Source organism: Sinomonas sp. T428B (genome assembly GCF_056780155.1).
On the sequence record NZ_JBRAZR010000001.1, the window covers coordinates 2708129 to 2734013 of the forward strand.

General features: G+C 73.5%; 26 protein-coding genes and 1 tRNA gene. 8 read left to right on the forward strand and 19 right to left on the reverse strand.

Annotated elements, in window-relative coordinates:
• Positions 1–11 precede the first annotated feature (11 nt).
• Entirely contained in the window at positions 12–287 is a 276-nt protein-coding gene (locus tag ACUYMY_RS12500) for an exodeoxyribonuclease VII small subunit (protein ID WP_481703869.1), read from the forward strand.
• Positions 288–289: 2 nt separating this feature from the next.
• Here the strand turns inward: ACUYMY_RS12500 and ACUYMY_RS12505 are convergent, their stop codons facing one another.
• From ACUYMY_RS12505 to ACUYMY_RS12525, 5 genes are all read right to left on the reverse strand, one after another.
• Positions 290–1141 carry a PPK2 family polyphosphate kinase gene (locus ACUYMY_RS12505; protein ID WP_481703870.1) on the reverse strand — a complete coding sequence of 284 codons (852 nt, stop codon included), beginning with the start codon at positions 1139–1141 and terminating at the stop codon, positions 290–292.
• A gap of 49 nt (positions 1142–1190) precedes the next feature.
• Positions 1191–2411: a pyridoxal phosphate-dependent aminotransferase gene (locus ACUYMY_RS12510; RefSeq protein ID WP_481703871.1), complete on the reverse strand. Its 1221-nt coding sequence runs from the start codon at positions 2409–2411 to the stop codon at positions 1191–1193.
• Positions 2412–2486: 75 nt separating this feature from the next.
• Positions 2487–3446, reverse strand: a complete 960-nt coding sequence (locus ACUYMY_RS12515) for an ABC transporter substrate-binding protein (protein WP_481703872.1) — start codon at positions 3444–3446, stop codon at positions 2487–2489.
• Between the two features lie 99 nt (positions 3447–3545).
• On the reverse strand, positions 3546–3782 hold the full coding sequence (gene rsgA, locus ACUYMY_RS12520; protein ID WP_481703873.1) for a GTPase RsgA: 237 nt from the start codon (positions 3780–3782) through the stop codon (positions 3546–3548).
• Between the two features lie 294 nt (positions 3783–4076).
• Complete coding sequence (locus ACUYMY_RS12525) at positions 4077–5033, reverse strand: N-acetylglucosamine kinase (RefSeq protein ID WP_481703874.1); 957 nt, start codon at positions 5031–5033, stop codon at positions 4077–4079.
• A 79-nt stretch (positions 5034–5112) separates the two neighbouring features.
• Here ACUYMY_RS12525 and ACUYMY_RS12530 point away from each other — a divergent pair, with 79 nt between their 5' ends.
• Positions 5113–6129, forward strand: coding sequence for a nitronate monooxygenase (locus ACUYMY_RS12530; RefSeq protein WP_481703875.1), 1017 nt, complete (start codon positions 5113–5115; stop codon positions 6127–6129).
• A gap of 4 nt (positions 6130–6133) precedes the next feature.
• Here the strand turns inward: ACUYMY_RS12530 and ACUYMY_RS12535 are convergent, their stop codons facing one another.
• Together ACUYMY_RS12535 and ACUYMY_RS12540 are read right to left on the reverse strand one after the other, a co-directional pair.
• Complete coding sequence (locus ACUYMY_RS12535) at positions 6134–6964, reverse strand: aldo/keto reductase (protein WP_481703876.1); 831 nt, start codon at positions 6962–6964, stop codon at positions 6134–6136.
• 66 nt (positions 6965–7030) lie between these two features.
• Positions 7031–7999, reverse strand: coding sequence for a LysR family transcriptional regulator (locus ACUYMY_RS12540; RefSeq protein WP_481703877.1), 969 nt, complete (start codon positions 7997–7999; stop codon positions 7031–7033).
• A gap of 90 nt (positions 8000–8089) precedes the next feature.
• On the opposite strand from ACUYMY_RS12540, the gene ACUYMY_RS12545 reads away from it, so the two are divergent.
• Complete coding sequence (locus ACUYMY_RS12545; RefSeq protein WP_481703878.1) at positions 8090–9322, forward strand: MFS transporter; 1233 nt, start codon at positions 8090–8092, stop codon at positions 9320–9322.
• Between the two features lie 73 nt (positions 9323–9395).
• Positions 9396–9899, forward strand: a complete 504-nt coding sequence (locus tag ACUYMY_RS12550; RefSeq protein ID WP_481705054.1) for an Lrp/AsnC family transcriptional regulator — start codon at positions 9396–9398, stop codon at positions 9897–9899.
• A gap of 70 nt (positions 9900–9969) precedes the next feature.
• Here ACUYMY_RS12550 and ACUYMY_RS12555 read toward each other — a convergent pair whose 3' ends face one another.
• Together ACUYMY_RS12555 and ACUYMY_RS12560 are read right to left on the reverse strand one after the other, a co-directional pair.
• A complete protein-coding gene (locus ACUYMY_RS12555) occupies positions 9970–10161 on the reverse strand; it encodes a hypothetical protein (RefSeq protein ID WP_481703879.1) in 192 nt (63 codons plus the stop codon).
• Positions 10158–10793: an ArsR/SmtB family transcription factor gene (locus tag ACUYMY_RS12560; protein ID WP_481703880.1), complete on the reverse strand. Its 636-nt coding sequence runs from the start codon at positions 10791–10793 to the stop codon at positions 10158–10160. The genes ACUYMY_RS12555 and ACUYMY_RS12560 overlap by 4 nt, the downstream gene beginning before the upstream one ends.
• Before the next feature lie 118 nt (positions 10794–10911).
• On the opposite strand from ACUYMY_RS12560, the gene corA reads away from it, so the two are divergent.
• Positions 10912–11910, forward strand: coding sequence for a magnesium/cobalt transporter CorA (corA, locus tag ACUYMY_RS12565; protein ID WP_481703881.1), 999 nt, complete (start codon positions 10912–10914; stop codon positions 11908–11910).
• Positions 11911–12017: 107 nt separating this feature from the next.
• Here the strand turns inward: corA and ACUYMY_RS12570 are convergent.
• The 5 genes from ACUYMY_RS12570 to galU all read right to left on the reverse strand — a co-directional run bounded on the left by ACUYMY_RS12570 (position 12018) and on the right by galU (position 15672).
• A tRNA-Ala gene (locus ACUYMY_RS12570) sits at positions 12018–12090 on the reverse strand.
• Positions 12091–12107: 17 nt separating this feature from the next.
• Entirely contained in the window at positions 12108–12944 is an 837-nt protein-coding gene (locus tag ACUYMY_RS12575; RefSeq protein ID WP_481703882.1) for an SDR family oxidoreductase, read from the reverse strand.
• A gap of 69 nt (positions 12945–13013) precedes the next feature.
• The gene (locus tag ACUYMY_RS12580) at positions 13014–14030 is read right to left on the reverse strand and encodes a hypothetical protein (RefSeq protein ID WP_481703883.1); all 1017 of its coding nucleotides are present in this window, start codon (positions 14028–14030) and stop codon (positions 13014–13016) included.
• Between the two features lie 93 nt (positions 14031–14123).
• Positions 14124–14744, reverse strand: coding sequence for a GNAT family N-acetyltransferase (locus tag ACUYMY_RS12585; RefSeq protein WP_481703884.1), 621 nt, complete (start codon positions 14742–14744; stop codon positions 14124–14126).
• Positions 14745–14751: 7 nt separating this feature from the next.
• The gene (gene galU / locus ACUYMY_RS12590; protein ID WP_481703885.1) at positions 14752–15672 is read right to left on the reverse strand and encodes a UTP--glucose-1-phosphate uridylyltransferase GalU; all 921 of its coding nucleotides are present in this window, start codon (positions 15670–15672) and stop codon (positions 14752–14754) included.
• A 77-nt stretch (positions 15673–15749) separates the two neighbouring features.
• Here galU and ACUYMY_RS12595 point away from each other — a divergent pair, with 77 nt between their 5' ends.
• The 3 genes from ACUYMY_RS12595 to cpaB all read left to right on the forward strand — a co-directional run bounded on the left by ACUYMY_RS12595 (position 15750) and on the right by cpaB (position 17667).
• On the forward strand, positions 15750–16391 hold the full coding sequence (locus ACUYMY_RS12595; RefSeq protein WP_481703886.1) for a 5-formyltetrahydrofolate cyclo-ligase: 642 nt from the start codon (positions 15750–15752) through the stop codon (positions 16389–16391).
• A gap of 130 nt (positions 16392–16521) precedes the next feature.
• Positions 16522–16788, forward strand: coding sequence for an FmdB family zinc ribbon protein (locus tag ACUYMY_RS12600; protein ID WP_481703887.1), 267 nt, complete (start codon positions 16522–16524; stop codon positions 16786–16788).
• Between the two features lie 96 nt (positions 16789–16884).
• Positions 16885–17667 carry a Flp pilus assembly protein CpaB gene (gene cpaB, locus ACUYMY_RS12605; protein WP_481703888.1) on the forward strand — a complete coding sequence of 261 codons (783 nt, stop codon included), beginning with the start codon at positions 16885–16887 and terminating at the stop codon, positions 17665–17667.
• Between the two features lie 134 nt (positions 17668–17801).
• Here the strand turns inward: cpaB and ACUYMY_RS12610 are convergent, their stop codons facing one another.
• The 5 genes from ACUYMY_RS12610 to ACUYMY_RS12630 form a co-directional block, all read right to left on the reverse strand.
• On the reverse strand, positions 17802–22166 hold the full coding sequence (locus ACUYMY_RS12610) for a DUF4011 domain-containing protein (protein WP_481703889.1): 4365 nt from the start codon (positions 22164–22166) through the stop codon (positions 17802–17804).
• A gap of 159 nt (positions 22167–22325) precedes the next feature.
• Positions 22326–23876, reverse strand: a complete 1551-nt coding sequence (gene guaA / locus ACUYMY_RS12615; protein ID WP_481705055.1) for a glutamine-hydrolyzing GMP synthase — start codon at positions 23874–23876, stop codon at positions 22326–22328.
• Between the two features lie 132 nt (positions 23877–24008).
• Positions 24009–24494 carry a DUF3817 domain-containing protein gene (locus ACUYMY_RS12620; RefSeq protein ID WP_481703890.1) on the reverse strand — a complete coding sequence of 162 codons (486 nt, stop codon included), beginning with the start codon at positions 24492–24494 and terminating at the stop codon, positions 24009–24011.
• Positions 24491–25330 carry an SURF1 family protein gene (locus ACUYMY_RS12625; RefSeq protein ID WP_481703891.1) on the reverse strand — a complete coding sequence of 280 codons (840 nt, stop codon included), beginning with the start codon at positions 25328–25330 and terminating at the stop codon, positions 24491–24493. The genes ACUYMY_RS12620 and ACUYMY_RS12625 overlap by 4 nt, the downstream gene beginning before the upstream one ends.
• Positions 25331–25387: 57 nt before the next feature.
• Positions 25388–25882, reverse strand: a complete 495-nt coding sequence (locus ACUYMY_RS12630) for a PTS sugar transporter subunit IIA (RefSeq protein ID WP_481703892.1) — start codon at positions 25880–25882, stop codon at positions 25388–25390.
• Positions 25883–25885: the final 3 nt, after the last annotated feature.

A 25885-nucleotide genomic window follows, 5' to 3' on the forward strand; every position in this document is an offset into this window, starting at 1 on the left:
AGGAGCCATCCATGGCTGAAGCACCCGAGTCCCCTCCGGCAGGCGGGGAGGACCTCGACGGACTCTCTTACGAGGACGCGCGGGAGCAGCTCGTCGCGGTCGTGTCCCGGCTCGAGGCCGGCGGCGTGAGCCTCGAGGAGTCGCTGGCCCTGTGGGAGCGGGGCGAGGCGCTCGCGCGGCGCTGCGAGGACTGGCTCGAGGGCGCCCGGCGACGGTTGGATGCCGCCCGCCAGCAGCCCTCGAACGGACACGGCGCCGGCGGCGGCGCTGGCACCGACGCGGACTAGCCTCAGCTCGCCGCGACCCGCGAGCGCTCGTGCTCGACGTCGTACAGCGGCTCGGGCCAGTCCGGGGCAATGTCCGCGAGCGCCGTGATGAGCAGCTGCTGGACGGCGATACGCGCATACCACTTCTTGTTGGCTGGGACGACGTGCCACGGCGCGAGCGAGGTCGCGGTCTGCTCGAAGACGCGCTGGTAGGAGTCCATGTAGTGGTCCCACTGGAGCCGCTCGTCGACGTCGCCCGGGTTGTACTTCCAACGCTTGACCGGATCGTCGAGCCTCGCGAGGAGTCGCTCCTTCTGCTCGTCTTTGGAGATGTGGAGCATGACCTTCAGGAGCGTGGTGCCGCCGGCCACGAGACGCTCCTCGAAGTCCCGGATGGCCCCGTAGCGTCGCTCGATCTCCGCCTCGTCGGCCCAGCCGTGGACCCGGTGGATGAGGACGTCCTCGTAGTGGGAGCGGTCGAAGACACCGAGCATGCCTGCCTCGGGCAGCTCGCGTTCGATCCGCCACAGGAAGTCGTGGGCCTTCTCCTCGTCCGTGGGCGCCTTGAACGCCTTGAGCTTGACGCCCTGGACGTCCACCCCACCCACGACGTGGCTCACGATCCCGCCCTTCCCGGCCGTGTCCATGGCCTGGAGGATGAGCAGGAGGGACGGCGCGTCGCCGTCCCGGCCGGCCGCGTAGAGGCGTTCCTGAAGCTCCGCGAGGACAAAGTCCTGCTCCGCGAGGAGCCCCTCGCCGTCGGACTTCGCCCCTCGGTAGCCGGGCGTGGATCCGGGGTCCACGCCCGTCAGGCGGAAGCCCTCACGGACGCGGAGCAGCTCCGCAAGATCGCCGTCGAACCCCTTGGCAGCCATGGCACCCCACTCTCACCGCCCGGCAGGGTGCCGGACGTATGCCCTCGGCCTAGTTTCCCTTGTAGCGGGCCAGGAAGTCAGCCATCCGGCCCACGGCCTCCTCGATGTCGGCCACGGCCGGGAGCGTGACCATGCGGAAGTGGTCCGGTGCGTGCCAGTTGAAGGCCCGGCCGTGGGAGACGAGGATCTTCTGCTCGCGCAGCAGGTCCAGGACGAACCTCTCGTCGTCGCTGATCTTGTACACCTCGGGGTCGAGCCGCGGGAACAGGTACAGCGCGCCCTTGGCCTGCCGCGTGGACACGCCGGGGATCGCGTTGAGCAGCTCGTAGGCCCTGTTGCGCTGCTCGAGCAGCCGCCCGCCGGGCAGGATGAGGTCGTTGATGCTCTGGTACCCGCCCAGCGCCGTCTGGATCGCGTGCTGCGCGGGCACGTTCGCGCACAGGCGCATGTTCGCCAGGAGGTTGATCCCCTCGAGGTAGTCCGCCGCGGCCTGCTTGGGTCCGGAGATGGCCATCCACCCGGCCCGGTAGCCGCAGACCCGGTAGGCCTTGGACAGGCCCGAGAAGGTCAGGCAGAGCACGTCCTCGCCGGTGAGGCTGGCCATGTTCGTGTGCGTGGCGCCGTCGTAGAGGATCTTCTCGTAGATCTCGTCCGCGAAGACGATCAGGCCGTGCTTCTCCGCGAGGGCGACGATGTGCCGCAGGGTCGAGTCCGAGTACAGCGCCCCGGTGGGGTTGTTCGGATTGATCACCACGATGCCCTTGGTCCGCGGCGAGATCTTGGCCTCGAGGTCGTCCAGGTCCGGCTCCCAGTCCTGCTCCTCGTCGCACAGGTAGTGCACGGGGCGCCCGCCCGCGAGCGCGACCGACGCCGTCCACAGCGGGTAGTCGGGCATGGGGATGAGGATCTCGTCGCCGGGCTCGAGCAGCGCCATGAGGGACATCGTGATGAGCTCGGAGACGCCGTTGCCCAGATAGATGTCATCGACGTGGATGTTCTGGATGCCACGGGTCTGGTAGTACTGCGAGACCGCGGTCCGGGCCGAGAAGATGCCCCGGGAGTCGCTGTAGCCCTGCGCGTGCGGCAGGTGCCGGATCATGTCCACGAGGATCGCGTCGGGGGCCTCGAAGCCGAACGGCGCCGGGTTGCCGATGTTCAGCTTGAGGATCCGGTGGCCCTCGGCCTCCATCTGCTGGGCAGCCTCCAGGATCGGTCCCCGGATGTCGTAGAGGACGTTGTGGAGCTTGGAGGACTGCGTGAACTGGGCCATTGTCCAAATATGCCACAGGGTGCGAGCGGCTCCCGGCGAGATTCCGCTCACACCCCGTTGCCCGCGCGGCGGCGTTTAGGAGGCCAGGCCCTTCTCCTTGAGCCAGGCCTTCGCGGCGTCCGCGGGGCTCTGCTTCTGGTTGCCGCTCACGGCCCGGTTCAGGTTCATGATGTCGTCCGTCGTGAGCTTGCGGGAGACCTCGTTGAGGACGTTGCGCGCCGCGTCCGGGACTGCCGAGGTCCGGATGAGCGGGAGGACCTGCTGGGCGATGAAGTTGTCCTTCGGGTCCTTGAGCACGACGAGGTCGTTGTCGGCGATTGACGGCGTCGTCGTGTAGATGTCGGCGACCTGCACCTGGTCGGTCAGGAGGGCCTTGAGGGTGAGCGGGCCGCCGTCGTCGGCGAACGGCTCGAGCTTCTTGGGCTCGCAGCCGTACTTCTCCTTGAGCCCGGGCAGGCCGTACGCCCGCTCGGCGAAGGCCGCCGGCGCGCCGATGACGAGCTCGGAGCACACCTTGCCCATGTCCTCGATGCTCGTGAGCTCGTACTTGGCCGCGGTGGCGCGGGTGACCACCATGGCGTCCTTCTTCTCGGCCTTGGACGGCTCGAGGATCCCGAGCCCCTCGGGCAGCTTCTCGGGCAGTGCCTTGGCGATCTTGTCGGCCGAGACCTCGGTGGCATCCTTGTCCACGAACAGCAGGAGGTTGCCCGAGTAGTCCGGGACGACGTCGACGGAGCCGTCCTGGATCGCCTTGAAGTAGACGTCGCGCGAGCCGATGTTGGGCTTGGTCGATGCCGCGATCCCGGTCGCGTTGAGGGCGCCGGCATAGACCTCGGCGAGGACCTGGCTCTCGGTGAAGTCCGCCGAGCCGATCACGAGCTCCTTGCCCGGAGTGGCGGCCCCGGTGCCCGCCTGGCTCTCGAGCGGGTTCGAGCCCGCGCCGCATCCGGCGAGGGCCAACGAGACGGCAGCGGCGGCGAGGCCGGCGAACAGGCTGAGAGCCCGGCGGCGCGTCGCGGGACGTGGGTGGCTCATGGTGTTCCTTCCTCGAGGCGGGGTGCTGGGCACGTGGTGACCCGCGGAACTCCAAACATGGGTCCGGCTCCTGCACCTCGACCGCCTCGCGGTGCGAGCCTACCAGCGCACCGCGACGCCCCTCGCGCTACCTCCGGCGTTCTGCGCCGCGCCGGTAGGCGTCCCGCTGGCTCCGCGCGCGCAGCCGCCGCCCGGCAGCGGGACGAGCTCCCGTGAGGCGTCGTGTGCCGGCCGCGCCCGTCGCCGGCGGACCGGCCCCGTGCCGTGCACGGCGCGGCCCACGAGAGCGTTGACGACGGTGGACTTGCCGGCCCCCGAGGGGCCCAGGAAGGCCATGGTCGTGCCCTCGGGGCAGTGGGCTGCGAGCTCGTCCCGTCGCCCGCCTCCGCGGCGGTGGTGAGGACGACGGCGCCCGCCGTGTCCCGCGCGAGGCGGGCGACGACGTCGTCCGCCAGTCCCGCGAGGTCCGCCTTGGTGACGACGACGAGCGGGGTGGCGCCAGAGTCCCAGGCCGCGACGAGCGTCCGCTCGAGGCGGTTCTCGCCCAGCGGCCGGTCCACGGGGACGACGACGGCGACGACGTCCATATACACGCGGCCCCGGCTCGAAGGACGTGCTCGGGCGCACCCCTCAGGGTAGATCCGGCTCCCCGCCCCGGCCAGAGCGGGCCGCGAGCGCGAGCTCGATGGTCCCGAAGATCGGGTCGCGGTCGAGGATCCGCACGTCCTCGATCCCGTGCTCCGCGAGCGAGGCCCGGAACCCGTCCTGGAGGAGGCGCACGTGCATCCCGAGGCCGCTGCCGAGGATCACCGGGCCCTCGATCCCGAGCTGGCGGGCGACCTGCGCGGCCATGCGCGCGAGGTCGTGCGCGGCCTGGTCCACCATGAACCGGGCGCCGGCGTGGCCCGCCTCGGCTGCCTCGGTCACGACCCGCGAGCGCTGGGCCCAGTAGCGCCGGTCCGTGTCCTCGGAGTGGAAGTGCGCAATGAGCTCGTTGGGCTCGGCGAGGCCCGTGCTGTCCAGGAGCGCTCTCGTGAGGGCGTCAGGCTCGAGGCCGAGGTTCATGCGGTGCAGGCTGTAGCGCACGGCCTCGCGGCCGAGCCAGTAGCCGCTGCCCTCGTCGCCGAGGAGGTAGCCCCAGCCCCCGGCACGGGCCTCCTCGGCGCCGTTCGTGCCCCACGCGGCGGAGCCCGTCCCGGCGATGACGGCGACGCCCGTGCCGGCCCGGCCCGCCGCGAGCAGGAGGCGGGAGTCGTGGACCACGCTGACGTGCGCGGCGGGGACGTGCGGGCGGATGAGGGAGGCGAGGGCCTCGGCGTCGGCCTCCGTGTCGATCCCGCCGGCGCCGGCGAAGACCTGATCCGCGTCCGCGGCGTCGAGGCGCGCGAACAGCTCGGCGAGGTTCGCCGCGGCGGCCTCGCGGCTCACGTTCTGCACGTTCGCGCTGCCGACCTCGAGGTCAGCCACGACCTCGCCTCCGAGGACCTTGATCCCCCGGGTCTTGGTCCCGCCGATGTCCAGGCCCACGAGGGGCCGGGTGCTGCCGGGGCCTGCTGGGGACGCGGGGGCGCCTGGGGTCTCGTTCACGCCCCCTAGAGTACTGATCGGGTGCCCCGCAGGGGCGCGGCACGCGTCAGAGCGAGGTCGATGTTCAGGGAGGAACGGCATGGAGGAACTGGCAGGGGCGGCGGGAGTGGTCGCGGCGCCGATGGCCGGCGGGCCGAGCACGCCTGAGCTCGCGCTCGCGGCGGGCCGGGCGGGCGGCCTCGGCTTCCTCGCGGGCGGCCTCAAGTCCCCCGCGGCCCTCGAGGCCGAGCTCAACGTGATGGGCGCGGCGGGAACAGTGGACTTCGGCGTGAACCTCTTCGTGCCGAACACCGCGGAGGTGGACCGGCGGGCGGTGCTCGCCTACCGCGACCTCCTCGCCGGGGAGGCGCGCGCGGTGGGCGCGGAGGTGCCGGAGCCCCGCTGGGACGACGACGACGCGTACCCGGCGAAGCTCGCGCTCCTGGCCGAGCGCGCCCCGGCCGCGGTCTCTTTCACCTTCGGGCTGCCGGCGCCGGACGCCGTGGCGGCGCTGCACCGGGCCGGGACCCTCGTGCTCCAGACCGTCACGGGGCCGGAGGAGGCGCGGGCAGCCGCCGAGCTCGGGGCCGATGCCGTCGTCGTCCAGCACCCGCAGGCGGGCGGCCACAGCGGGGCATTCCTGCCGCTGCCCGCGTGGGAGGGCACCCTCGCCGAGCTCGTCGCGGCGGTGCGGGCCGCCGTCGCCCTCCCCGTCGTGGCGGCCGGCGGGATCGGCACGCCCGACGACGCCGCGGCCGCCCGCGCTGCCGGCGCGGCGGCGGTGCAGCTCGGCACCGCGTTCCTGCGCACGCCCGAGGCGGGGACGAATCCCGTGCACCGGGCCGCCCTGGCCTCCTCCGGCCCCGATGGGTTCGAGCGCACGGCGCCGACCCGGGCGTTCTCGGGCAAGTGGGCGCGCGGGCTCGAGAACGGCTTCATGCGCCGGCACCCCGACGCCCCTGCGGCCTACCCGGTCATCCACCACCTCACGGCGCCCCTCCGGGCGGCGTCGGTCGCGGCCGGTGACCCGTCCCGGACGAGCCTGTGGGCGGGGACGGCCTGGCGGTCCGCCCGCGAGGAGCCGGCGGCGGAGACGGTGGCGCGCTTCGCGGGGTGAGCCCTCAGTGGCCGAACGCGTCCGGGTCCGCCTGTTCGGGGCCCGAGCCGTTGAGGGCGTCGAGGGCGGCGATCTCGGCCTCGGTGAGGTCGAAGCCGAACACGTCGAGGTTCTGCGCGAGCCGCTGCGGGTCGGAGGACTTCGGGATGGCCACGATCCCCTGCTGTGTGTGCCACCGCAGCACGGCCTGGGCGGGCGTGACGCCGTGCGCCTCGGCGGCGGCGACGACGGCGGGCGCCCGGAGGAGGTCGGTGCCGCGCCCGATCGGCGTGTACGCCTCCGTCACGACGCCCCGCTCGCGGTGCGCGGCCCGGGCCCCGGCCTGGACCCAGTAGGGGCTCAGCTGGATCTGGTCGACGTCCGGCGCCACGCCCGTCGCGTCGATGATCCGGTCGAGGTGGGCCGGGGTGAAGTTGGAGACGCCGATCGAGCGGACCTTCCCCTCCTCGCGCAGCGCGATGAGACCCTCCCAGGCCTGGACGTACGTGTCCTGGTCGGGGTTGGGCCAGTGGACCAGGAACAGGTCGAGGTACTCGAGCCCGAGCCGGCGGACGCTGTTCTCCCACGCCGAGCGCACGCCGTCGACGCTGTGCCACCGCCGGTTGAACTTCGTGGCGACGAAGACCTCCTCGCGCGGGACCCCCGAGCGCCGGATGCCCTCGCCCACGCCGGCCTCGTTGCCGTAGTTCTCGGCCGTGTCGACGTGCCGATAGCCGAGGCCGAAGGCGAGCGACACGACGCCGGCCGCCCCGGCGTCGTCGAGCGGCCACGTCCCGAGGCCGATCTGCGGGATGGAGTGCCCTGAGGCGAGCGCGATGCGCGGTGCAGTAGCCATGGCCCCACCCTAGGCGCGCGCCGACCGCCACGGGAGGGCCGCGCCAGGCTCGGCCTCATGCCGCCGCTAGCGGCCGAACGCGTCGGCGAGGACGCCGGGGGCGAGGCCGAGGACGTGCTCGCGGAACATCCGCACTTGCGGGGGCTCGCCGATCCGGCGGGGCCACACGAAGCCGATGTCCCGGCTGGCCCCTGGATCCTCGAGCTCGAGCTCGGCCCAGCCGAGGCCCGGCGCGTAGGCCGCGGCGTGGCCCTCGCGCGACGGGGGGACGACGGCGACGCCCAGACCCGCCGAGACGAGACCCAGGAGCGTGCGGGTGTCCTGCCCCGAGAACGCGATGTCCGGGGTGAAGCCCGCGTCGCGGCCGAGCCGGTCGAGGATGCTGCGCATCCCGAAGCCGCGCTCGAGGGCCACGAACGGCTCCCCCGCGACCTCGGCCAGGCGGACCCGGCGCCGGCCCGCGAGCGGGTGCCCCGCGGGGACGGCGAGGCGCACGGGCTGGACGTGCAGGACAGCGCTCTCGATGCCCCGCGTCGGCTCGGGGCGGGGCGAGACGATGGCCAGGTCGACGCGGCCCTCCGCGAGCGCGTCGAGGCAGCTCTGCCGGGAGCCCTGGATGAGCTCGAAGCGCGCCTCGGGGTGCGAGGCGTGGAACCCGCTCACGAACACGGGCACCGCGACCTCGCCGAAGGTCATCTGGAAGCTGAGCCGCACGAGCCCGCGGGCCTGCTGGGCGCGTTCGTGCACGGCGTCGAGGCCGCGCTGGAGCTCGTCGAGCGCCGCGCGCACCGCGGGCAGGAGCTGCTCCGCCGCCGGCGTGAGCCGGATCCCGCGGCCGTCCTTGCGCACGAGGTCGGTGCCGACGACGGCGGAGGCCCGGCCGAGCGCGCGGCTCACCGTGGGCTGCGGGACGCCGAGGAGCTCCGCGGCGGCCGTGACGTGCCGGGTCTGGCCGACGGCGTCGAGGACCGGCAGGAGGGGCAGCAGCCGGGCGATGTCCGTGTGCAGGGGCGCGGCGGCGTGGCTCTCGGTCATGGGGCTCCTCCCGATCCATGCGTTCTCGACATACTTTCCCATGGAAAATGCATTGGACGCATCGATTCTGCCGTCCCTACGCTGGGCGGCATGAGCGCCGACCAGGAGACAGCCCCCGCCGCCATCGAGTGGGCCGGGCACGCGCGGGGCAGCCGCGGCTACCGCCGGCTCATCGCGGCCCTCGCGTGCGCGGGGGTGGCGACGTTCGCCCAACTCTACTCGACCCAGGCGATCCTCCCGCGGATCTCGGCCGACCTCGGCGTCGACCCGGCGCTCGCGGCCCTCACCGTCTCGCTCGCGACGATCGGGCTCGCCGCCGCCGTCCTCCCGTGGTCCTTCGCCGCCGACAGGATCGGGCGCGTGCGGGCCATGCGGACCGGGATCGTCGCCGCGACGGCCCTCGGCCTGATCGCGCCCCTCTCCCCCTCCTTCGAGGCGCTCCTGGCCCTGCGCTTCCTCGAGGGCGCCGGGCTCGGCGCCGTGCCCGCCGTCGCGATCGCCTACCTGAGCGAGGAGGTGGGCCGGGCGCACGCCGCCATCGCCGCAGGCACGTACGTGGCCGGGACGACCGTCGGCGGGCTCGCGGGCCGCCTAGTCGCCGGGCCGCTCGCGGACGCCGCCGGCTGGCGCGCGGGGACCCTTGCGGTCGCCGTCCTGGGCGCCGCCGCGGCAGCGGCCTTCATCGCCCTGGCCCCGCCGTCGCGCGGGTTCGTCCCCGCCCCCGGCGCGGGAGGCCTGCGGGCCGCCGCCGGCGACGCGCTCCGGCGGCTCGCCGCCCAGCTGCGCAGCGGGCGGCTCGCCATGCTCTACGCCCAGGCCTTCCTGCTCATGGGGGCCTTCGTGGCGGTCTACAACTACCTCGGCTTCCGGCTCGAGGCCCCGCCCTTCGGGCTGCCGGCGGCGGTCGTGAGCCTCGTCTTCCTCGCCTACCTCTCCGGGACCTTCAGCTCTGGGCTCGCCGGGCGGGCAGCCGCGCGCTTCGGCCGCCGCGCCGTCGTCGTGGCCGGCACCCTCGCCATGGCGGCGGGCGCGCTCGTCATGGCGGCCGAGCCGCTCGCCGTCGTCCTCGCGGGCCTCCTTGTGTTCACGGCCGGGTTCTTCGCGGCGCACGGCATCGCCTCCGGCTGGACGGGGGCGCTCGCGACGACGGGGCGCGCCCAGGCGGCCTCGCTCTACAACCTCTTCTACTACGCGGGCTCGAGCCTGCTCGGGTGGGCCGGCGGCGTCGTGTTCCACGGCCTGGGCTGGGGCGGCCTCGCGGCGTGCGTCGCGGCCGCCGCGCTCGCGACGGCGGCGGCCTCCGCCGTCGTGCACCGCGCGTGACGACGCTCGCATATCATGGGGGTCGCGCCCGAAGGCGCGTCAGCAGGAGGGAGCGCTCGTGAGCACGCCGAGCATGGACCGGCCGCAGGCACCGGTCGGCCACCGGCCGGTGGGCGGCGAGCCGCTCGACGACGTCGACCGCCGCATCCTGGCCGCCCTCGTCGAAGACGCGCGCGTGACCAACAAGCAGCTCGCCGAGATGGTGGGCATCGCGCCCTCGACGGCGCTCATGCGCACGCGCGCCCTCTCGGAGCGCGGGATCATCACGGGCTTCGAGGCCAAGGTGGACCTGGCCGCCGTGGGCCGGTCCGTCCAGGCCCTCATCTCGGTGCGGCTGAGGGCGCACGACCGGGACCAGATCGACAGCTTCACCGCCCGCGTGCCCCACCTGCCGGGCGTCCTCGCGACCTTCCACACCTCCGGCGCCGTGGACTACCTGCTGCACATCGCCGTCGGCAGCACCGAGGAGCTGCGCGACTGGGTCCTGGACAACCTCACGACCGACCCGGTGGTCGGGCACACGGAGACGACCCTCGTCTTCGAGCAGATCCCTGGCCGCGGCCCCCTGCCCGAGTAGGTCCCTGCCCGAAGAGGCGTCCTGTCCGAAGAGGCGCCCTGTTCGAAGAGGCGCCCTGCCGGGCGCCGGGCTAGAAGCGGATGCCCGAGTGGCTGGCCGCCTGCGCCGCGTCCCGCAGCTCCCCCAGCTCGAGGAGTCGGGCGGTGTCGACCCGCGGGGCGCGGGGCCGCTCGGCCCAGGCCACGAGGGCCGAGCCGACCCGGTGGACGATCCCGTCGACGGCGCTGGGCCGGCGGGGGCTGACGTGCTGCCTGACGTTCACTGTTCCTCCTGGTCGTGGGTGCCGGGAGCCGGCCGCGGCTCGCGGAGCCCGGGCAGCGGGAAGGCGTTGATGTGCAGCTGGACGGCCCGCGACCCCTCGGGCGGCTGGTCCGTCCTCAGCTCCTCGGCGAGCGCGTCCACGAAGGCGGCGAGCCTGGCCGAGACGTCGGCAAGCTGCTCGACGGTGAGCCGGAGGTTGAGCGTGCTGAGCATGGCGGCGTCGGCCCACTCGGCAGGCTCCTCGAGCCAGCCCCTCTCCACGAAGTCCGCTAGCGCAGCCGCGCGGCTGTTCTCGAACTCGCGGCTCACGAGCTGGGCCGCCTCGCGCGTTGCCGGATTCTCGGCGAGCTCCCGCGTCACGACCTGGAGGCTTCCCTTGGGCCGCTCCCACCAGCGCTCGCGTGCCGTGCCGCGGCCCGGGACCTCGCGGAGGAAGTCGTGCTTCGCGAGCTGGCGGAGGTGGTAGCTCGTGGCCCCCGTCGACTCGCCGAGCAGCTCGGCGAGGGTCCCCGAGGTCTGGGGCCCGTAGCGCGAGACGGCCTCGAGGATGGCTACCCTCAGCGGGTGGGCGAGGGCCTTGAGCGAGGCGACGTCGACGGTGCGCGACGGCGCGTGCTCGGGTCTGTGCTGCATGCCCTCGACGGTACACTTGCAAAGAATCCTTTGCAAGCAGTCCTTTGCAACGGTTCCTTTGCTCGTTGCCCGGGCCCGGCCTCCGCGTCCCGCGAAGAGGGCGGACCATAATGGGGCCGTGACGATCATCGACAACGCGGTGTACATCGACGGCCGGCGTGCCGCGCACCCCGAGAGCCTCGAGCAGACGTTCGAGACGCTTGCGGCCGCCGGGGGAAGCATGGCCTGGATCGGGCTCTACCGGCCCTCCCCGGACGAGATGGCCGCTGTCGCACAGGAGTTCGGCCTGCACCCGCTCGCGGTCGAGGACGCCATTCACGCCCACCAGCGGCCCAAGATGGAGCGCTACGACAAGACGCTCTTCGTCGTCCTGCGCCCGGCCCGCTACCTTGACGAGTCCGAGACGGTCGAGTTCGGCGAGCTGCACGTGTTCACGGGCCCCAACTTCGTGGTGACCATCCGGCATGCCGAGACGGCGGGCGTCGGTCTCGTGCGGAAGAGGCTCGAGGCCGATCCCGAGCTCCTGCGCTGCGGGCCCGAGGCCGTGCTCTACGCGCTTCTGGACCGGGTCGTGGACGACTACCGACCCGTCGTCAACGGGCTCGAGAACGACATCGACGAGATCGAGGACCAGCTCTTCGCGGGCGACCACACCGTCTCGCGGCGCATCTACGAGCTCGCGCGCGAGGTCATCCAGTTCCAGCGCGCCCTGCACCCGCTGCGGCCCGTCATCGAGGCCCTCGAGGGCGGCTTCGGCAAGTACGGGGTCGACGTCGAGCTCCAGCGCAACCTGCGCGACGTCCACGACCATGTCGAGCAACTCATCTCCCGCGCGGACTCGTTCCGCGACATCCTCCAGAACGCCCTGGTCCTCGACGGGACCCTGACGGCGAACCGGCAGAGCGAGGCGAGCGCGGCCCAGAACGAGCAGGTCAAGCGGATCTCCTCGTGGGCGGCCATCTTCTTCGCCCCGAGCCTCGTGGCGGCGGTCTACGGGATGAACTTCACCCACATGCCGGAGCTCGGATGGACGCTCGGCTACCCCTTCGCTCTCGTCCTCATGCTGCTCTCGGGGGTCATCCTGTACCTCGTGTTCAAAAGCAAGCACTGGCTCTAGGCGGCGCTCCGCGCTCCGGCCCGCCCCGCTCCGGGACAGCAGAATGCCCCCGGTCCACAGGGACCGGGGGCATTCCCGCGTGCCGCCAATGCATCACGGCATGGACGTGGAGCCTAGGGGATTTGAACCCCTGACCTCTTCGATGCGAACGAAGCGCTCTACCAACTGAGCTAAGACCCCGCGGTGCGGGATCTACGTTACTGGGAGAGGGGCCGGAAACCAAATCGGCGGCCGCGTCGCGGCGCCTCCGCCGAGGGGGGCCGTTCCGCGAGCCACTGCTCGAAGGTAACGGTCCCCCGGGGTCCCTCCTCGACGAGGTTCCCGCCCTCCCTGAGCACCCGTCCCGAGCGCCCCGGGACGGGGAATTCCATGGTGCGGGCCGTGGATCCTATGGCTCGCTTCCAGGCCGCCGCGAGCTCCGTCATGGGCCGGGTCTCGGGCCCGCACACCGTGAGCGCGCTGTGGCCGTCCACCGGCCCATCGGCGGCGTCCAGGAGCGCCTTGGCGGCGTCGCGGACGTCGATCGGCTGGAGCCGGGCGCCGCGCAGGCACGGGACGACGCCGAGGCGCGCCCCCGCCGCGAAGAAGGACGCCACGAGCTCGTGGAACTGGGCGCACCGCAGCACTGCCGTGGGCAGCGGGTGGTCACGGTAGACGCGCTCCTTCGCGAGCTTGGAGCGGTAGAAGGCGATCGGGAAGCGGTCGACGGCGACGATCGAGAGGGACACTGCACGCTCGGCGCCCGAGCCGCGGGCCGCGTCGAGGAGGCGGCGGCCGGCCAGGGGGTAGTCACGCCGCGCCCGCCCGCTCCGGCCCTCGAGCGTGTCCACGACGACCTGGACCCCGTCGAGCGCCGCTGCGAGGCCGACGCCCGTGGCGGCGTCGCCCATGAGGTACTCGACGCCGTCGACGGCGGCCGCGGGCGCCGGGGGCCGGCGGCTCAGCGACCGGACCTCCCAGCCGCGGGCCGCCGCCTCACGCACGACGGCGCGGCCAACCGTGCCGGTTCCGCCGGCTACGAGGAGACTTCCCACACGGGCGAGCGTACCCGCAGCCGCGGGAGGCCAGACGGCACCGGCCCCGCGCGTCGCGGAGAAGGGGGCTCAGGCTCGGCGGCGCTGGAGGATGGCGTCGAGGTTGCCGAGCGCTCCCGTCGGACGCCCAGTGGGCCGCGGGGCCAGGGCAGGGACCCCTGGCACGGTGCCCGGCTCGGGTGCGTCCGCCTTGGGCTTGATCGCCGTCTTGGCGGACGGCTTGGGCTCCTCGGGCGCCTCGAGCGGCCCCGGCTCGGGGCGCTCGGCCCGGGCGGCCTCGACGTAGGCGGGCTTCGGGACGCCGACCGGCTCCCACGTATCGTCCGCCTGCCCGGTGGCCCGGGCGGCCTCCTCGGCGCTGGCCTGGGACGCCTTGGCCACCTCGAGGGCGGCGGCGCGCAGCTCCTCCCGGCTCAGCGGCCGGGGCGGCGGCTCCGGGGCGAATCCGGCGTCGAAGACCTCGCTCGGCCCGCCGCCCTGGCGCGCCGGGGCGGGGGCCGACGGGGCTCCCATGGCCGAGCTGAAGGCGGCGTCGACACGTCGGCGCCTGTCGCGCACGGCGAGGGAGCGGAGGACGGCGACGGATGTCGCCGCTGCCGCGGCGCATCCGACCGGGACGAGCGCCGGGGCGCCGAAGGCGACGAGCACGAGCGTGATAGGGCAGGCAACGAGGGCGACGAAGCCTAAGGCAGCCACGGCGAGGCGGCCCCACCGGATCCGCAGGCGCGGTGGGCGCGGCGCGGTCGAGGAGCGCTGCCCGGCGGCACCCGGCGTCGCGGGCGACGACGACGGTGGCGGAGCGGCCGCCGTCGTCTCCCGCTGCGCCTGGGAGGGCGGCGGGCCAGCGTCATGCCCTGACGCGCCGCCGGAGGACCCGGGAAGCCCGTGCCCGGGTGCCGCACCAGAGGCGCCGGCAGCGCCGGTGACCGGAGCGCCGGCGGCCGAGGCGCCGTCGTCCATGAGCATCGTCGCCTCGCCGGCGGGCTGGGCCGATCGGCGGCGGCGCAGGAGGTAGGGGGCAACCCAGAGCAGCCAGAGGAGCACAGCGGCGCCGAGCACCGTCGAGCTGCTGAGGGCGAAGTCCATAGTCAAAACCGTAGGAGGATCGCGCGGAGGGGTCGGGCATTGCCGTCGGTGTGTCGCGAGAAGCGGGACGCGATGCAGGCGCAGCCGGGCGCGTCAGCCCTGGGAGGCGAGCCAGCGTTCGAGCAGCCCCTCCTCGGGGACCTCCTCCGCGGTGAGGGCGAACGACTCGTGGTCCGCCCACTCCCCGTTGATGTGCAGGTAGCGGGGCCGGAGCCCCTCGTGCCGGAATCCCAGCTTCTCGACGACCCGCAGGCTCGGGGCGTTCTCGGGGCGGATGTTGATCTCCATCCGGTGCAGGCCGAGCTCGCGGAAGCAGTAGTCCGTGGCGAGGGCGACGGCGGTCGGGGCGATGCCCTGGCCGGCGTGCTCGCGGTCCACCCAGTAGCCGAGCGTCGCCATGAGCGCCGAGCCCCACATGATCGAGGAGACGGTGAGCTGCCCGACGATGGGCGGCTTGCGCCGGCGCGGGTCGGCGAGGGTGATGACCCACGGCAGGGCCGTGCCCTCCCGCGCCTGGTGCGTGAGGGAGCCGACCATCTGCCGGAAGGTGGGCAGGCCGGCGTCGGGATGCGGGTTGGAGGCCTCCCACGGGCCGAGCCAGTCGCGGTTCCGGGCCCGGACGGCCATCCACTCCGAGCGGTCGGAGTAGCGCAGCGGCCGGAGCGTGAGGTCGCCGGCGTGCAGGGTCACGGGCCAGAAGCCCGAAGCCCACATGCCGGAGTCAGCGCCGAGCGGCGGGGGCCTGCGCCCCGTCCGCCACGAAGTCCTTGAGCCACGACATGAGATCCCCGCCGAAGTCGTCGCGCCCGCACGCGAGCTGGACGACGGCCTTGAGGTACGAGAGCTTGTCCCCCGTGTCGTAGCGGCGGCCGCGGAACACGACGCCGTACACGCCGCCGCCCTCGCCCTCCTGGTGGGCGAGGGTCTGGAGGGCGTCTGTCAGCTGGATCTCCCCGCCGCGCCCCGGCGCGGTCTGGTGCAGGACGTCGAAGACGGCGGGGTGCAGGACGTAGCGGCCGATGATGGCCAGGTTCGAGGGGGCGTCGGCGGGGTCCGGCTTCTCGACGAGGCCGTGGACCTGGACGAAGTCCTCGCCCGAGACGGCCGTGACGTCGGCGCAGCCGTACGCGGAGATCTGCTCGGGGTCGACCTCCAGGAGCGCCACGACGGAGCCGCCGGTGGCCTGCTGGACACGGATCATCTCGCCCAGCAGCGGGTCGCGCTCGTCGATGAGGTCGTCGCCGAGGAGCACGGCGAAGGGCTCGTTGCCCACGTGCCGCTCGGCGCAGAGCACGGCATGGCCGAGGCCCTTGGGGTCGCCCTGGCGGACGTAGTGGATGTCGCCGAGGTTGCTCGACTGCTGGATCGCGGCGAGCTTCTTCGCATCGCCCTTCTCCTCCAGCGTCGCCTCGAGCGAGGGGACACGGTCGAAGTGGTCCTCGAGCGCCCGCTTGTTGCGGCCCGTGATCATCAGGATGTCGTCGATGCCCACGGAGACGGCCTCCTCGACCACGTACTGGATCGCGGGCTTGTCCACGACCGGCAGCATCTCCTTGGGCATGGCCTTCGTCATCGGCAGGAACCGGGTGCCCAGCCCGGCCACGGGGATGACGGCTTTCCTGACTGAAGCGGTGGTAGACACGCTGCCACTCTATACGACGGCCTCCCGGGGCAGGGGCTTCTTCCCGTGCCAGCGGGGCGGGCGGCTAGAGTCGGCGTGTGGAGACTGCCGAGCTCAAGTCAGCCTTGAGGGCACGCCTGTGGGCGGCCCGTCGAGCCATGGACCCGCGCGAGCGCGAGGCCGCCGGCGAGCGGATCGCCTCCCACGGCAGGACGTGGGCGGAGGCCCACGTGGCCGAGGGCGGGACCGTGACGGCGTACCTCGGCGTCGGCGCGGAGCCCCCGACGCTGGGGCTCCTCGGGGCCCTCCACGCGGACGGCCTGCGGGTCCTCCTGCCGGTGTGCCTGCCGGAGCGCCAGCTCGGATGGGTCGAGTGGTGGCCGGGCATCCCCTTCGTGCGCAGCCGCTACGCACCCGTCCAGGAGCCGCACGGGCCGCTCCTGGACACGGTCGAGGTCGCCGCGGGCGAGGGGCCGGACGGCCGCGGGCCGCTCTCCGCCGTCGTGCTGCCGGCGACGGCGCTCGACGTCGCCGGGCGCCGCCTCGGCCAGGGCGGCGGCTACTACGACCGCTTCCTCGCGCGGCTGGACACCCTCGGCCTCCAGGTCCCGACCGCTGCGGTGGTGTACGACGACGAGCTGCTCGCCGAGGGCGAGGTGCCCGACGAACTGCTCGACCGGCGGGTCGGGACGGCCATCACCCCCGGGGGCGCCGTGGTGCTGGGCGACGCCCAGGCGTAGCGCGGGAATGTCCCGGGACGGTGGACTGTTAGAATTGGCACTCGGAGGCCATGACTGCTAGCCCGCGGACGGCGACGCCGCCCACGGGCAAGTCTCGAGGGGCCTCCGCCCGGTTGAGCAAGGAGTTACCGTGCCCACTTACGCCTACGCCTGCAAGGACTGCGACCACGCGTTCGAGATCGTCCAGTCCTTCAGCGACCAGTCCCTGACAGTCTGCCCCGAGTGCTCCGGCACCCTGCGCAAGAAGTTCAACAGCGTCGGGGTCGTCTTCAAGGGCGGCGGCTTCTACCGCACCGATTCCCGCAGCGGCGGCAGCAGTGTCCCCGCGGGGTCCTCCGCCTCGTCGACGGCGTCGTCGACGGCCAAGACCCCCGCGGCGGCCAGCGCGTCGTCCTGACGCACTCCCCCTCCACAGCTACCTTCCCCGGCGGGTCGTCCACATAGGGCGCCCGCCGGCCCCCCACGGGGCTGTCTGCTGCCTACCGTCGGGGGCATGAGCCAACCCCACCGCCCTGAGCACCTGCTGCGCACCACGCGGCCCCGTTCCCCGGCGCGCTACGCCTCTGCGCGTCCCGTTCCCGGTCGTGCACCCGGGCGGTCCATGCCGCGGCTGTGGTCCCCCACGCCACGCAGCCCGCTTCGGCGGTTCCTCGAGCGCCGGCGCCGGACTCTCGCCGCCGCCCTCGCGTGCATCGCGGTCGGGGCTGCCGTCTACCAGCTGACGCCGCCGTCCGCGGCCATGGCCCCGGTGGCCGTCGCGGCCCGCGACCTGCCGGCCGGCGCCCAGCTCGACCCAGCCGACCTGACGGTCGCACGGCTCCCGGCCGAGGCCGTTCCGCGGGGCGCGCCGTCCGGGCCCTCGGGCCTCGTCGGCCAGCGCATCGCGGGCGCGGTGCGCCGCGGCGAGATCATCACAGACGCCGCCCTCGTCGGGCCTGGCCTTCTGGCCGGGACGGCTCCGGGGACCGCGGCGGTCCCCGTGCGGGTCGCGGATGCGGCCTCCCTCCAGCTCCTGAGTCCGGGGCAGCTCATCGACCTCGTGCTGAGCACGGACACGGGCGGGCCTGGGGGCGCCGGGACAATGCTCGCCTCACGGGTCCCCGTCCTGTGGACGCCGGGCGCCTCGGGCGGCGGGCCGGCCGGGCAGTGGCTCGGGACGCAGGAAGCCGAAGGGCTCCTCGTGGTCGGGGCCTCCCCCGAGCAGGCGCAGCGGATCGCGGGCGCCTCGGCCCAGGGCAAGGTCTTCTTCGTCCTCGTCGAGGCGGGGGGCCGGTGAGCGAGGCGCCCAGCGGGCGGGGCTCTGCCCGCACCGATGGCGCCCCGGCCCCGGCGAGACGCTCGACGCCGGCGGGCGGCCCGGCCTCAACAAAAGGCTTGGCCCCAGCGAGGCGCTCAACTCCGGTCGTACGTTCAGCCCCAGTGAGGGGGCCGCTGCTCCTTGATCCAGCGGTCGCGTTCCTTCTCGGAGGCGGCGGCTCGCTCCTGCCCGGGGGCGAGCCCCGGAACCGGCTCCTCGGCGGCGTCGGCGGAGGCCGGTCCGGTGCCCGGGATGCTCACCCGGCGTCCCCCCCGCGGGCGGCGGAGTCCGGCGTCGTCCGGCTGCGGCATCTGCCCTTCATCGTTGTGTCGCTGGTCCGCGTTCTCGCCGGTGCTGGCGCGGGGCCGCATGGTGCCGCCCGCGCCGCCTGCCTCCTCGGGGTCCGAGGTCGCGTAGTCAGGGGCGTCGCCCTCGGCCGTGCCGTACTCGGCGCCGTCGTACTCGGCGTCGTATTCACCGCCGTCGTATTCAGCCGTGCCGGCGTCCCCCGAGCTGTAGTCCACCGCGCCATATTCCCCCGCAGACGCGTCGTCGACCTCCTCGCCAAAGCGGCCGCCCGCGTCGTCGTCATTCCCGTCCCCGTCCCGGGCTCCCGTGTGGGCGAGAGCCCCAGGCTCGGCGGCCTGACTCCTCGGGACAGGGGCCGTCTCGAGCACGGGTCCGAGGAGGAAGCCGGCGGAGCCGCCCTCGTCGGCGTGCGACTCGAGGCCGAGGTCGCGGGCGATCCTGTCCGCGCACCCACTCGGGTCGGTGAACACCTCGATGGTCCACAGCGTCGCGGGCTTCCACCCGAGCCGCTCGAGCAGCTCGGGACGCTGCCGCGTCCGCTCGCGCACGCTCAGGCGGCGGTACCGCTCGGTGCCGTCGGACTCGATGGCAACGGGGACGCTGGCCTCATGCTCCTCGCGGCCCATGGTCAGGAGCGGATCGATGGCCGCCGCCATGTCGATCGCGCCGTCGTAGTGGAGCCACACGCGGGCGCCGCGGGACGCGAGCCGGTCCCCCAGATCGGTCACGAGCGGATCGGCCCCGAGCGCCTCGGCGCTCTCTGCGGCCCTCGTGGCCCGGGTGCCGAGCTCGGTGTTGCCCCCGAGCTCGCGGTCCAGGAGCTCGTAGAAGTCGACGGCGCCCTCGCTGAGCCTCGCGGCATCCAGCTCGGAGGGCTGGAAGCACGTGAGCACGTGCATGCTCTGGCGGGCGCGGCTCATGGCGAGGGCGAACCGGCGCCGGCCGCCGGGCTCGCTCAGCGGGCCGAAGTGGTGCATGGCCCGGCCGTGCGGCGTGCGCCCGAAGCCGAGGGAGAAGATCACGTGGTCGCGCACGAGCCCGCCTGCGCGGTCCACGTGGACGACGCGGAAGGGCTCCTCCCCGCCGCTGAAGAAGCCCGCGAGGTCGGGGTGGTTGGCCATCTGGAGCCGGATGGCCTCGCCGACCCGGCCAGCGTGGTGGGAGCTCGCCGTGATGACCGCGAGCGATGTCTGGGGCCAGTGGCGCGCGTGCTCGAACACGAGGTCGACGACGCGGTTGACCTCTGCCGCGACGGACTCGACGCCGCCGTCGTCGCCGCTCGGCAGCCCCGTCCCGTCCGGGAGGTACTCGACGACGAAGGGGCGGTCGAGGCCCGTGACGGAGTGCCCATCGGGGAGCCGTCGCAAGGTGCCGCCGTAGAATCGCCGGCTCAGCTGGAGGCCGAGGTCCTCGTCCACTGCCCGGTACAGGGTCCTCAGCGCGACCGTCGGCAGGACGCGGGCCAGGCCCGTGAAGGCGCTCTCGACCGCGGCGGCGGGCCGGTAGCCGGCCCTGACCTCGACCCCGACGGAGAACGGCCGGGGGTTGGCGACCTGGGCGTCGCCGAAGGCGACGATCTGCTGTGCCCGGCCGATCGCGGGCAGGGCCGCGCGCAGGGGCATCGTGTCAGCGTCGAGGATCAGGACGGCGTCGAAGCGGTGGTCGCGCGGCACCGCCGCGGAGAGCGCGTAGGGGCTGCAGGTCCAGACCGGGACGAGCGGCCGGACGAGGCGCGGCGACTGCCTTTCGAGGGCCTCGAGGCTGATGCGCCCGTCCTTCAGGAGCCCCCGGAGTGCGTCCGCCTCGCGCTGGTGCCGTGCGATCCCCTCGGCCCACTCGCGGGCGAGCTTCCAGCGGAGGCGGGCGCTGCCGCTCGCGATATGCGCCCGGTCGGCCCGCCGGAAGTCGGCCTCAACGCGGCGCAGCTGCTCGCCGTCGGACATGGCGAGGTAGTCGTCGCCGCTGATCATGGCCTCGAGGACCGACTGCCACCACGCGAGCTCGAGCTCGGCGCCGACGACGTTGGCCGGCGCTTCGCGCCGGGCGAGGTCCTCGAGGAGCTCGCCGAGACCGCGCTCCCGCAGCTGGTCCTCGAGGAGCGTGCGCTCCGGGAGGGTGCGCAGCGCCGGGGTGTCCTCCGACAGGGCGGCGAGGCGGGCCGAGAGCTCGGCGATCGGGACGTCCAGGAGCTGTCCGCCGGCGCTGGTCGGCCTCAGGTGGGCCCCGAGCCGCTCGAGGCCGTTCTCGAGGGCCCGGTAGGCCTGGCGCAGGTCCGCGAGCCCCGACGGGACCGACGGGTGCCGGGCGGACGTCGCGTAGGCGGACCACTGCTCGCGCTGCTGCTGGACGAGCACGAGCGAGGAGTGCAGGTCCGCGAGGTGCACGCCCGGACGCACGTACTCCTTCGCGACGCGGCGCAGGCGCGAGCGCTGCATGGCCGTGGCCTCGATGCCGCGCTCGCGCCGCCATGCCGAGGAGGCCGTCGCGGCGATGAGGTCGTCCACGGGGCGGTCGAAGATGTCGGGCATGAACTTGTCCAGGCTCTCTCGCACGGCGACGAGCAGCTCGACCTGGCGGCCCCAACCGCCGACGGTGTCCTCGAGCCGGATGGCGGCGTACTCCGTAATCGCCCGCATGCGCTCCTCGAGGGCGGGGAGCTCCCCCGCGAGGCGGGAGGCGAGCTCCCTCGCCTCCTCCGTCTCGCGGCGCGTCATGAGCCGGGCCCCGTGCCACGGGCTCTGGCTCGTCTCGGTGCTGAAGCTGCCGAGTTCGGCGGCCCGGCGGAGGCGCTCGGCCAGCTCCGTGCGGTCGCGGATGCTGTCGAGCACGCTGCGCTTGAGCCGGATCGTCGTCGACGGTGCGGGGTGCAGGGAGGTGAGCGCGGCGAGGGACTGCATCGCCTGGTAGGGCGAGCAGCCCCAGCGCTCGCGCACGTTGTGGAGGGAGGCGACGTGGTCGGTGAGCTGGTGGCGGCGCTCGCGCAACACGCGGTGGATGCCCTCGAGCCTCGGCTCCTCCGCCTTCTCGCTGCGCACGATCGCGCGCACAATCTGCTGGCGGAGTTGGCCGGGGCCCGCGGTGGCGCCGAGCTGGAGCACAAGCGAGCCGAGCCCCAGGGCCTCGCACGTGCGGTGAAGCTCGGCGAGGCTCGCGCGGCGCTCGGCGACGACGAGCACCGAGCGGCCCGCGTCGACAAGGGTCGCGAGGGCGTTCACGGCGGTCTGAGTCTGGCCCGTGCCTGGGGGCGCCTCGACGACGACGGAGTCGCCCGCGCGGACGGCGTCGACGACGCGCTGCTGCTCGGGGTCGGCGTCGAGGACCAGGAACTCCTGGGCGGGGTCGCGTTCATCCAGCGGCGGGAAACGGTCCTCGGGCAGGGGGTCCGGGGCGGCGTGCACGGCCCCCGAGGCCGCCGCGAGGGCAGTGAGGACGGGGTGGGCCGCCGTGATCGACGGGTCCTCGAGGGACTCCTCGAGGTCGGCGAAGGTGGAGACGAAGAGTCTTGGCTCGACCTCGGCGCCGGGGATCCCCGCGACGAGCGTGCGGATGCGGTCCAGGACGGGCTGCGGGTCGAGGCGGGCGGTGCTGTAGGCCATGCGCTCGATCGCGGCCTTGTCCAGGTCTATGCCGTGCACGGAGCGGAGGTGCCTCACGAGTGCAGGGTTGATCCGGGCCGGCTCGGTGAGCCGGAGCTCGAAGTCGTCCTGCTCCGCGCGGACGGTGAGGGCGACGGCGGCGAGCAGGACCGGCGCGCTCACGCGCCGCGGACGCCCGCCGACCGCGGAGGTCCAGGTGGCGAGTCCGGCCGCGAGGTGGCCGGCGTCGACGCCGCGCTCGTTGGCCAGCTCATAGGACTTGGCGCGGAGGTTGCGTGCCGCACGGGCCGCGACAGTGTACTCCTGCCGGTCCCGCAGGAGGGTCGAGAGGCGGGTGCGGCGGCCGGCGAGGAGCTGGGCGAGGCCGGAGGCGTGCCCCCGGGTGAGGTCGATGGTGCCCTCGGGTCCGGGGACGAAGCCGAGCATCGTGTCCGGCCCGGTGACGCCGGGCAGCGACGACAGCCACGCCTCGAGTCGGCTCTCGGCCTCGGCTGTGCTCGTCTCAGACACGTCTGTGCTCTCCTCCGCGTCGGCGAGCGCGGCTGCCCGCCTGCCTGTGGACCATCTCGGCATAGCCTCGAGGTTAGCCTGCCACAGCTCGGACCCGGGCCGTGCAACGCTGCAGCAGGCCAAAATAAGGGACGGCCGGCACTCCCGCGGTGCGGGTGTGCCGGCCGTCCCGGGGCCGAGCGGCCCGGCAGAACCCGCTTCGGCGGGCCTACCGGCGCGGGGCTACTCCCATTCGATAGTTCCCGGCGGCTTGCTCGTGACGTCGAGCACGACCCGGTTGACGCCCTCGACCTCGTTGGTGATGCGGTTGGAGATCCTGGCCAGCAGGTCGAACGGGAGGCGCGACCAGTCGGCCGTCATGGCGTCCTCGCTCGAGACCGGCCGCAGCACGATCGGGTGCCCGTAGGTGCGGCCGTCGCCCTGGACGCCGACGCTGCGCACGTCGGCGAGGAGCACGACGGGCATCTGCCAGACCTCGTTGTCGAGGCCGGCGGCGGTCAGCTCGGCGCGGCCGATCGCGTCGGCCTTGCGCAGGAGGTCGAGGCGCTCGGCGGTCACCTCGCCGACGATCCGGATGCCGAGGCCCGGGCCGGGGAAGGGCTGCCGGTTGACGATCTCCTCGGGCAGGCCCAGCTGGCGGCCGACGGCGCGGACCTCGTCCTTGAACAGGGCGCGCAGCGGCTCGACGAGCTCGAAGCGCAGGTCCTCGGGGAGGCCGCCGACGTTGTGGTGGCTCTTGATGTTGGCCGTGCCCTCGCCGCCGCCGGACTCGACGACGTCCGGGTAGAGCGTGCCCTGGACGAGGAACTTGATCTGCTCGCCCTCGGCCCTGGCCTTGTCGATGATGGCCCGCTCGGCCTCCTCGAACGCGCGGATGAACTCGCGGCCGATGATCTTGCGCTTCTGCTCGGGGTCCGTGACACCGGCGAGCGCGGAGAGGAAGCGCTCCTGCTCGTTGGCGACGTAGAGGTTGACGCCGGTCGCGGCGACGAAGTCACGCTCGACCTGCTCGGCCTCGCCCTCGCGGAGCAGACCGTGGTCGACGAACACACACGTGAGCTGGTCGCCGACGGCACGCTGGACGAGCGCCGCGGCGACCGCGGAGTCGACGCCGCCGGACAGGCCGCAGATGACCCGCGCGTCGCCGATCTGCTCGCGGATGCGGGCGACCTGCTCCTCGACGATGTTCCCGGTGGTCCAGTTGGGCTCGAGGCCCGCGACGTCGAAGAGGAAGTTCTCGAGGACCTTCTGGCCGAACTGGGAGTGCCTCACCTCGGGGTGCCACTGAACGCCGCCGAGGGCCTTCTCCCGGTTGACGAACGCGGCGACGGGGGCGCCGGCGGTGGTCGCGAGGACCTCGAAGCCCTCGGGGGCCTCGTGAACCGAGTCGCCGTGGCTCATCCAGGTATTCTGCTCGGCGGGGATGCCCGCGAGCAGGGAGTGCGGCTCCCCGATGGCGGTGGTCACGGTGGCGCCGTACTCGCGCAGGCCGGTCTGGGCGACGCGGCCGCCGAGGGCGTTGGCCATGGCCTGGAAGCCGTAGCAGATCCCGAAGGCCGGGACGCCGGCCTCGAACAGGTCGGCCCCGACGGTCGGGGCGCCCTCCGCGTAGACGCTCGACGGGCCGCCGGAGAGGATGATGGCGGCGGGGTTCTTGGCCAGGATCTGCTCGGTGGTCAGGGTGTGCGGGACGATCTCCGAGTACACCTTGGCCTCGCGCACGCGCCGTGCAATGAGCTGCGCGTACTGGGCACCGTAGTCCACGACCAGCACCGGCCTGTGGGCGGTCTGCACGCCCGCGGTCTGGGAAGCTGTAGTCACCCGTCTAGGGTACCGGAACGCGCGGGCCCGGCCGCGGCGGGTGTGGCCCCCGCCTCACGGACGACGGCGGGTGTGGCGCCCGCCTCAGTACCCCTGGCCCGCCTCGGGGTGCGCCTCGAGCTCCCGCTCGGCCTCGGCGTGCATCCTGCGCTCGACGAAGAAGCTCAGGAACGGCACGACGCCGCCGAGCGCCATGAGGATGAACCGCCCGAAGGGCCAGCGCATGAGCGTCCAGAGACGGAAGGTGGACATGAGGTACACGACGTACATCCACCCGTGCACGATGAGGATCGCGATCGAGAGGTTCACCCCGCCGAGGACGCCGGCGGGCTCTGCGTCGGCGAGGCCGAAGCCGAACGGCTGGCCCGTGAGGGCGTCGGTGCCGCCTGCGTAGAGGAACTTCCCGAACGCGTAGCGGGCGGTCATCTCGGCGCACAGGAGCAGGAGCATGATGCCTGTCGAGTAGGCCAGCACACGGTAGAGCTTGAGCGCGGTCCTGATCTGCGCGACGGTCCCGCCGAAGCGGCGCTGCCTCACGGTACGGCCCGCGGCGGGCTGGGGATCGATCACGGTGTTCCTCCGGTTCGGGCGGGCCCGGCGTCGCCGGGGGGTACTGGGTCGGTTGCTGCGGCAGCCGCATCGGCGATCGCGTCCTGCGTGCGCTCGTAGTCGTCGCGGACGAGCCGCCACCACAGGAAGACCGCGAAGCCGGCGAAGACGAACCACTCGACGGCGTAGAAGACGTTGAGCCAGTTGACCGGCTGTTCGAGGGGCTGCGGCTCGATCGTGAGCGCTTCGAGGCCTCCGCCGGCCGCGGCGGAGACATCGCCCTCGGGGGTGACCTCGGACGTCGAGGCGACGAACCCGGGGTAGCTCGGCACGTCCCAGAGGTTGATAAGCTGCGCGACGGACAGAGTCGCGACCTCGCCCTCGGCAAGGTCCTTCTCGGCTGCGGGGGCCTCGGACGGCAGGAGCCGCCCCGTGAGCCGGACGGGGCCCGACGGCGGCGGGCCGGCGTCCTCGGGTGCCTTCACCCAGCCGCGGGCGACCGGGATCACGGTGCCGGCCTCCCCGCCGACGGAGGGCGCGCCGTCGACCGCGAACGCCGTGACGACCCACCAGCCCTTGCGGCCGTCCTGCAGGCGATCGCGCACGAGGACCTGCCGGGCGGGGTCGAAGCTGCCCTCGGCGCTGACCATCTGGTCCGCGGCGGACGCGGGGAAGAACTCGCCCGGGCGGATCACCTCGGTGAGCGGGCGGACCTCCTCGGTCGTGCGCACGGCCGGGGGCGCCTCGGAGACGGAGCGGGAGAACTGCCACTGGCTCAGGAGCACGAACACCCACGAGACCAGGAGCGCTCCGACGAGCGCTGCGATCCACTGGGGCTTGAGGGCAGTTCGGAGCACCCATTAACGGTACTCCGACACGCTGTAGAAAACGCAAACGGGCCCCGGGGCCCCGGTCTAGTGGTCCGCGAAGACGAGGGAGGAGTTGATGAGCTCGGCGATGATGTCCGCGTCGTTGGCGCGGCGCAGGGACTCGCGGAAGCCCTCCTTGGACAGGGACCGGGCGAGGGTCGCGAGCACCTCGAGGTGCTCGGAGAACGAGGAGGCGGGGGTGGCGATGAGCAGGACGACGTTGGCCGGGCCGTCCATCGCGCCGAAGTCGAGGGGGTGGCCGTACTTGGCCACGCCGACCGCGATCGAGGGCTGGAGGACGTGCTCGCTGCGCGCGTGCGGGAGGCCGATCCCGCCCGGGAGGCCCGTCGCGAGCTGGTGCTCGCGCGAGGCGACGTCGGCGAGGAAGGCGTCCAGGTCGTCGACGCGGCCCGAGTCCTTGAGCCGCTGGGCGAGCTGGCGCGCGGCGTCCGCCCGGTCCTCCGCGACCATCTCGAGGATGACGAGGCCCGGCGTCGTCAGCTGGGCGTCATAGCGGTCGAACGGTCCGGGGAGGGGCATGGT